We start from the raw sequence: 6,362 nt of genomic DNA on the forward strand, positions 1-6,362 counted from the left end.
CACCTATTGCCCGACATCGTCTCGATACAACGGCCGAGGGCCGCTCGTCATGGCGGGCTACTACCGGAACCCCGAAGCCACCGCCGAGGCGTCGGCACACGGGTGGCATCACACCGGCGACGTCGGCTACCTCGACGAGGACGGGTTCCTGTACATCGTCGACCGAGCCAAGGACATGATCATCACCGGCGGATTCAACGTTTACTCCGCTGAGGTCGAGCAGGCGCTCATCGCGCACAAGGCCGTGCGCGACTGTGCCGTCGTCGGATTGCCCGACGACAAGTGGGGCGAGCGTGTCACCGCCGTCGTCCTGCTGCATGACGAAACGTCCGTCGACCCCGACGACCTCATCCGCTTCGTGAAGCAGAAGATCGGAAGCGTCAAGCCCCCCAAACAGATCGAGACCTGGGACGACCTCCCGCGATCGACCGTCGGAAAGATCCTGAAGACCGACATCCGCGCGACGCTCACCGACAACTGAATCATTGCCAACCCACCGAGGAGGAACCCATGCTCGAACTCGCCCTGTATCTCCCCAACTTCCGCGAGAAGATCACGGTCGCCGAACTCGAGGACCTCACACAGCTCGCAGAGGAGCTGGACTACGAATCGGTCTGGACGCTCGACCGCATCATCGTCCCCGAGGCGTCTGACCGTGCCGAGATGGAATACGCGTTCGGCATGATGCACGAGCTCCCGAAGCAGCTGCCGGTTTCGTCGAAAGGTGATTTCCTGCAGGGCTTTCCGCTGCTCCCATGGCTGGCCGCGAAGACCTCGAAGGTACGGATCGGGATGAGCATCATCGACACGCCGTACCGCTCACCGGGGGTTCTCGCCGCCGAACTCGCCACCATCGACCATCTCAGCGGTGGTCGGCTCAACGTCGCCGTCGGATCGGGATGGATGCCCGAGGAGTTCGCGGCTGCGAGCGCGAGCCAGATCTTCCCTCGGCGTCACCAGCACCTGCGCGAATCCATCGAGATCATGCAAGGTATCTGGGCGAACGACACTTTTGAATACCACGGGGAGTTCGCTGATTTCGGGCCGAGCGGGTTCGGGATGAAGCCCCTGCAGCAGCCGCGACCTCCCATGTACTTCAGTGGCCTGAAAGACGCGAAGCGAGCAGCGAAACGCGTTGCGAAGTACGGCCTTGACGGGTGGATCGGCATTCAGGATTCGCCCGAGGAGATCGCCACCTGGCGCGCGGAGATCGCCACCGAACTCGCCGAGCTCGACACCGCTCGCACGATCGACGACCTCGACATCGCGACCATGATCTGGACCGTGATCACCGACGTCGCCATGGACCAGACGCCGGCCGGCAAGGCCTCAAACCTGCTCGTCGGCTCGGAACGTCAGGTGACGGACATGCTCAAGCGCTACCGCGAGGCGGGGCTGACAAAGCTACTGGTCTGGCCACCGTTCGCGGATGTGCCCACCCCGAAGACGATGGACGACATGAAGCGGCTGAAGAACGACATCATGCCTCAGGTCGACGCGATCTGAGGCGACCACGCACGCTGACCTCGGACGCGCCATCTCGGATGAGATTCGGGATGCTGGGTGCTTTGGAGGCAATGCACGACGTCGGCCAGATGTCGCACGGCGGTCGATGAGGAGCTGACGGGCCAGGCTGCCCGTGACGATGGTGGACGTTCGGCAGCCCGGTTCACGGGATGATGGACGGTGCAGAACCGTCGCCGAGCCGGAGGACAGAGAAGTGTCGGTGATCGAGAGTGGCGATCGTTCTGGTCCGATATGCATCGGCCAAGACGATGTTCGACGCGTCGGCGACACCGACCGGCACATCGGAATACTGTCGAACGATCACCGAAGCGGCTGATAGCCGCTCGCGCGACATGGCAGCGAGTTCCCATGCACCCGAACTCAATTCGTCGAGCACGATGCGCTCGATGTGAGAGCCATGGCGACTCAGAACGAGGTAGTCGAGTTCAGCGACGATGTAGGGCGATACGACCAAGGGTTCATTGGATGCATCGATCACTTTCGCGACGGCTTCATGCTGCGGCTCAGCTGCGTCGAAGTAGGCCAGAAGTGCGCTGGTGTCGACGATCACTCGCCGAAGCCCTCGAGCAGTTCGTCGACCCGCTCGGCAATGGGTTCGTTGCCTGAAAACAATGCACCGCGAGGTCGAGGTGTGTTGTCGCTCAGAGCCTTTCGCAATGCTTGCCGCACGATCTCGGCCTCGGGAAGTGAGCGTCGGCGCGCCTCGAGTTCGATGGCCCGCTTCAGGTCGTCGGGGAGGTAAAGCGTGGTCTTGGCCATGCCATACATGGTACCACCGGTGGTATCACGCTGGTTTGTTCATCAGCCGCCCGCGTACGGTCGTGACCTCTGACGATACCGCCGCCGCCCGAGGCAAGAATCCACTCCAGCGCCTGTATGAGCGCGGCAGAGGTGCAGCTCGGTCACGAATGAGCGGTCCTCCGCTCAGGTTCGCTGCAGCCGAACCGAAAGGGCGACGGTGACTGTGTCGCCGATGATCAGGGTACTGCGAGGTCCCACCCTGAACTCTCTGCGGCGCACAGTGGTTCGCGCCCGAAGGTCGACGTCGCCGAGGTCGCGGCCGAGTCGGAGGTCGGAGATCGGTGCGACGGTGAGCATCACCGGTCGAGTGATGCCCTTGATCGTCAGGTCACCAGTGAGCGTCTGCCCGAGGTCGTCGTCCCCATCCCACGCCGCTGCTTGAGTGCTGACAAATGTGGCGGTGGGGTAGGTGCCGGTGTCGAAGAAGGTCCCCGACCGCAGGTCTCGATCGCGTCGGTCGTTCCCAGTGGCGATCGAGTCGATGTCGATCTCGACGCGAATCGCAGGGTTTCCATCGTCGTCGAGGGTGAAAGTCCCGCGAAAGTTGGTGAATTCTCCGTTGACGGTGACGAGTCCGAGTTCTCTCACCGAGAAACCGATGCGCCAGTCGGTGGGGTCGATCATCCACGTGCCGGCTTCGATGCGGGTGGTGAGGGTAGGCGAGGTCATGGTGGTCTCCTGTCTTGTGTTTGTCAGATGCCTATGCCGCGCAGGATGTGGTCCAGCGCGCGCATTCGCTCGTGTACCAAGGAATGAAGGCTCGGATCTGCAGAGTCGCCCGGCGGAAGCTGTTCCAGTGGAATCGCCGACAGCGCGCTGAACGCGGCGAGCTGGATCCGGTGGGCGCGCGCCAGACTGTCACGATCGATGTGAAAACCGTTGCCGGCCAAGCCGCTGCGATACCGGCTCACGCACACGTCTTGCAACTGGGGGAGCCGGTCGGCGGACATCTGGCCGAGGTCGATGGCACTGATGACCAATTGGGTGAGGTCGAAGCCGATTCGCGCGCGACCGAAGAATGCCCAGTCGATCACCGTGAACGTTCCCTCGCCTGTGCTGAGGAGATTGCTCGGACAGGCGTCGCCGTGGGCGCTCAGTAGCGGCAGCGCCTCGATCTCGTCGATCAGTGTCGGCATGAGGTCGACGAGTGCGAACAGGCGCGCCCGCAGCGCCGAGTCGACGTGGCGTGACACGACGGGATGCGCCCAGATCTCGCCTGCCGTGAACGCGTCGACGAACTGGGGACGCAGGCGGCCTTCGTAGTAGACCCGAGCTTGCTGTGGGCCCGAGGGGTGTCCGATCGTGTCGGCGACCTGCCCGACCTCCGAGGATGCCGCGAAGCGGCCGAGCATGAGTGCGGCGTCGGCGTAGATCTGTGGTGTCCAGGTCTCGGTGTGAGCTATTCGCTCCATCCAGATTGCCGACGAGGCGTCGTCGATCGGGTGGACGTGATAGCAGCAGGGGAGCGACATACCTTGCGGCAGAGAACTTCCCAACTCTGATCGATACACATTGGGCTCGATCTCCCAGGGAAGGCCCCGCGCCGCGGCCTCGGCGAGTTCGGCGGGGATCAGGCTGAAGACGGGGGAGCGCCGGACATCCCGTGCGACCTTGACGACAAGCGCGAGTGGACCCGTTGGCGTGGTCACGTCCACGCACCATCGCGATCCGGTGGTGAGCGCAAGGAACGCATACGGGAGCTCGGTCACCTCGATGGCTGATACCTCGGAGACGCCCAGCAGTTGGGCGAGTTCGCGAGGTTGGATCGCGAGTTCTTCTGGCCAGGTCGGGGTCGTCATGAGCTATCCTTAGACAATCAGCTTTACCAAGAAAGGTAAGTTACTTGTCCAGTTTTGTCAATAGAGTATCAGCGGACGACGAACACATCGCGACGCTGATGGGACGGGCGATCGAACGAATTGCCGACAGCTTCGACGACGAGGTGTGGCGGGGTCTGCGCCCGTCGCAGTTCCGGATCCTGGAGGCCATCGACCGCGGATCTGCGCGCAGCGTCGATGTCGCCCGTGTATTGGGGATGACGAAACAGGGTGCCGGACAACACATCGCAAAGCTGACCGACGACGGCTACCTGGTCGCCTCTGAGGACAGCGGCGATCGCCGAAACCGCAAGCTACGGCTCACGCGCAAAGGCTCGTCCATGCTGATGCGCGGCCTCCGCAGAATTGCCGACATCGAAGACGAATGGACCGGGCTCGTGGGTTCCGACGACTATGCCGCCTTCAGGCGGGTACTGATCGAGATCGGAAAGTTCTCTGAAAGATTGTGATTCGGCGGCCACTTACCGGGTTCGTCACGGTGACGAAAAGGGCTGTCGTGGGTTGTGGGACACCATCGTGACCGGAAGGCCGACGATTTCCTCCGTGGTGGTGCAAGCCGCCCGGCCAACACGAGCCTCATGTGCGGGAGCCGGCGGTGACGATGGTCGCCAATGTTCGTGGTGAGCATTCCACGGAGTAGGGGCGATCCGGCATGCCGCGGAGTTGCTGGGCATCACCACGCCGGAGACGCTGCGTAAATGGGCGCCGACGACCGCGCTGGTCCAGGCTGATCCGGGTGCGGATCGAGCCCGTCAGCTCACGGCGGCGCGCAAGCGGGGGAGTTGCTGCAACGGGTTGATGTGTTCGATCTCGTAGCGTTGGCGGGCGTTGAAGACGTCACTCAGTCCGGGGGCGGGGTCGCCGCCGCCTTCGAGGAAAACGGTCTGGCTGAAGGGCCAGTCGGAGCCGAAGACGATGTGCGAGCGCGGTGCGACGGCCAGTACCGACCGCATGGCGGCTTCGGACGCGCTCAGGGCGGTGTCGAAGTAGAACGTGCGGATCAGTTGTTGCACATCGAGGGCCGAGGGACGCGGAGCGCCGCCAGGCCAATGGTTGCCGACGGGCGTTTCGGCAAGTACACCGATGCGCCACGACAGGAATGGCAGCGTGCCGCCGGCATGGGACAGCTGGAACCGGATGCCGGGGTAGCGGCGCAGAGTGCCGCCCGCGAGCATCAGGGTTGCCGCACGGGTTGTGTCGAAGGTGAATTCTTCGAGGAAGTCCGGAAGTGGGAGTGAGGGTTTGGCGTTGTCCGGGATGGCGGCGGGGTGGACGAAGACGAACGCCTTGCGGCGATTGAGCGCTGCCATGAGCGGTTCGAATCGTGGGTCGCCGAGGTAGACGCCGTCGTACGCGGACAACAGCACCACGCCGTCGAGGTGGAGGGTGTCGAGTGCGTACTCGAGTTCGGCGATCGAGGCTGCGACGTCGGGCATGGGGAGCACGGCGAACGCGCCGAAGCGGGTGCGGTGTGTTCGGAACAGTCGGGCGGCGTAGGTGTTGCAGTAGCGGGCGAGGTCACGGGCATCCTTGCCGTGCAGGAAGGACACGCCCGGGTCGGACACCGAGAGTGCCTGGGATTGAATGCCCCAGCGGTCCATGAAGTCGATCGCTGATTCCGGCGACCACTGCGGGGTGGGATAGCCACCGATGGTGAAGTGGCCGTGTTCGAGCAGTGCGGCACGGTACTCCGGTGGGAGGAAATGGGCGTGGAGGTCGATCCGGTACCGCCCCGAGGGTGCAGGCGCAGCACCCGCTGGTGCAGCGCTCGTCGCAACTGCGGCCCCGGCAGCCACCGCGCCGGCACCGATGAGTAGTGATCGACGGCTCAGGGCCGACGGAGACTCAATGTTGCTGGGAGAGGATGGATTCGGGGTTGTAGTCATCAACTCTGGACCTTTCGGGGGTGAAGTGGTGTGGCGAGGGCGAGATCGAACAATCTCGGCTGGATTCGGGTATCAGATGGCTCGGCGTGAGTCACCGGTTGTCGGCGGCGTCGCTGTCGGGTTGTTGTCGAGGAGCTTTGAGAGCGCATCCGATCGCAGCGACGAGGAGAACGACAGCGACCGAGATCATCGACGCGGACATGCCATCGATGAAGTGAGGTTCCCCCCGAACCGTAGAGGCATCGATAATGAGGAGCACGATGCCAGAGAAGCGGAAGAAGTACGACCGGGAGTTTCGTGATGGGGCGGT

The 6,362-nt window shown here is 63.5% G+C and carries 8 protein-coding genes and 1 pseudogene; 3 read left to right on the forward strand and 6 right to left on the reverse strand.

Annotated features, from left to right (window positions below; all coding sequences use genetic code 11):
* Positions 1–43: 43 nt before the first annotated feature.
* Both ABZW74_RS18775 and ABZW74_RS18780 read left to right on the forward strand, forming a co-directional pair.
* Positions 44–481 (forward strand): annotated as a pseudogene (locus ABZW74_RS18775) (AMP-dependent acyl-CoA synthetase); the annotation flags it as partial.
* A 29-nt stretch (positions 482–510) separates the two neighbouring features.
* Positions 511–1,506, forward strand: a complete 996-nt coding sequence (locus ABZW74_RS18780) for an LLM class flavin-dependent oxidoreductase (protein ID WP_355278340.1) — start codon at positions 511–513, stop codon at positions 1,504–1,506.
* Positions 1,507–1,669: 163 nt separating this feature from the next.
* Here the strand turns inward: ABZW74_RS18780 and ABZW74_RS18785 are convergent, their stop codons facing one another.
* From ABZW74_RS18785 to ABZW74_RS18800, 4 genes are all read right to left on the reverse strand, one after another.
* On the reverse strand, positions 1,670–2,077 hold the full coding sequence (locus ABZW74_RS18785; protein WP_355278343.1) for a PIN domain-containing protein: 408 nt from the start codon (positions 2,075–2,077) through the stop codon (positions 1,670–1,672).
* Positions 2,074–2,286, reverse strand: a complete 213-nt coding sequence (locus ABZW74_RS18790) for a CopG family transcriptional regulator (protein WP_240857052.1) — start codon at positions 2,284–2,286, stop codon at positions 2,074–2,076. Before ABZW74_RS18790 ends, ABZW74_RS18785 begins: the two co-directional genes overlap by 4 nt.
* 165 nt (positions 2,287–2,451) lie before the next feature.
* Positions 2,452–2,997, reverse strand: coding sequence for a YceI family protein (locus tag ABZW74_RS18795; RefSeq protein WP_355278345.1), 546 nt, complete (start codon positions 2,995–2,997; stop codon positions 2,452–2,454).
* A gap of 23 nt (positions 2,998–3,020) precedes the next feature.
* Positions 3,021–4,127, reverse strand: coding sequence for a phosphotransferase (locus ABZW74_RS18800; protein WP_240857050.1), 1,107 nt, complete (start codon positions 4,125–4,127; stop codon positions 3,021–3,023).
* 44 nt (positions 4,128–4,171) lie between these two features.
* Between ABZW74_RS18800 and ABZW74_RS18805 the strand changes: the two genes are divergently transcribed.
* Positions 4,172–4,615, forward strand: coding sequence for a helix-turn-helix domain-containing protein (locus ABZW74_RS18805; RefSeq protein ID WP_240857049.1), 444 nt, complete (start codon positions 4,172–4,174; stop codon positions 4,613–4,615).
* A 303-nt stretch (positions 4,616–4,918) separates the two neighbouring features.
* On the opposite strand, the gene ABZW74_RS18810 is transcribed toward ABZW74_RS18805, so the two are convergent.
* The gene (locus ABZW74_RS18810; RefSeq protein ID WP_355278349.1) at positions 4,919–6,052 is read right to left on the reverse strand and encodes an amidohydrolase family protein; all 1,134 of its coding nucleotides are present in this window, start codon (positions 6,050–6,052) and stop codon (positions 4,919–4,921) included.
* A gap of 91 nt (positions 6,053–6,143) precedes the next feature.
* Positions 6,144–6,362: hypothetical protein (locus ABZW74_RS18815; protein ID WP_355278351.1), on the reverse strand; the 219-nt coding region annotated here is incomplete at its 5' end.

This window comes from Gordonia sp. NPDC003585 (assembly GCF_040610755.1).
Taxonomy (GTDB): domain Bacteria; phylum Actinomycetota; class Actinomycetes; order Mycobacteriales; family Mycobacteriaceae; genus Gordonia.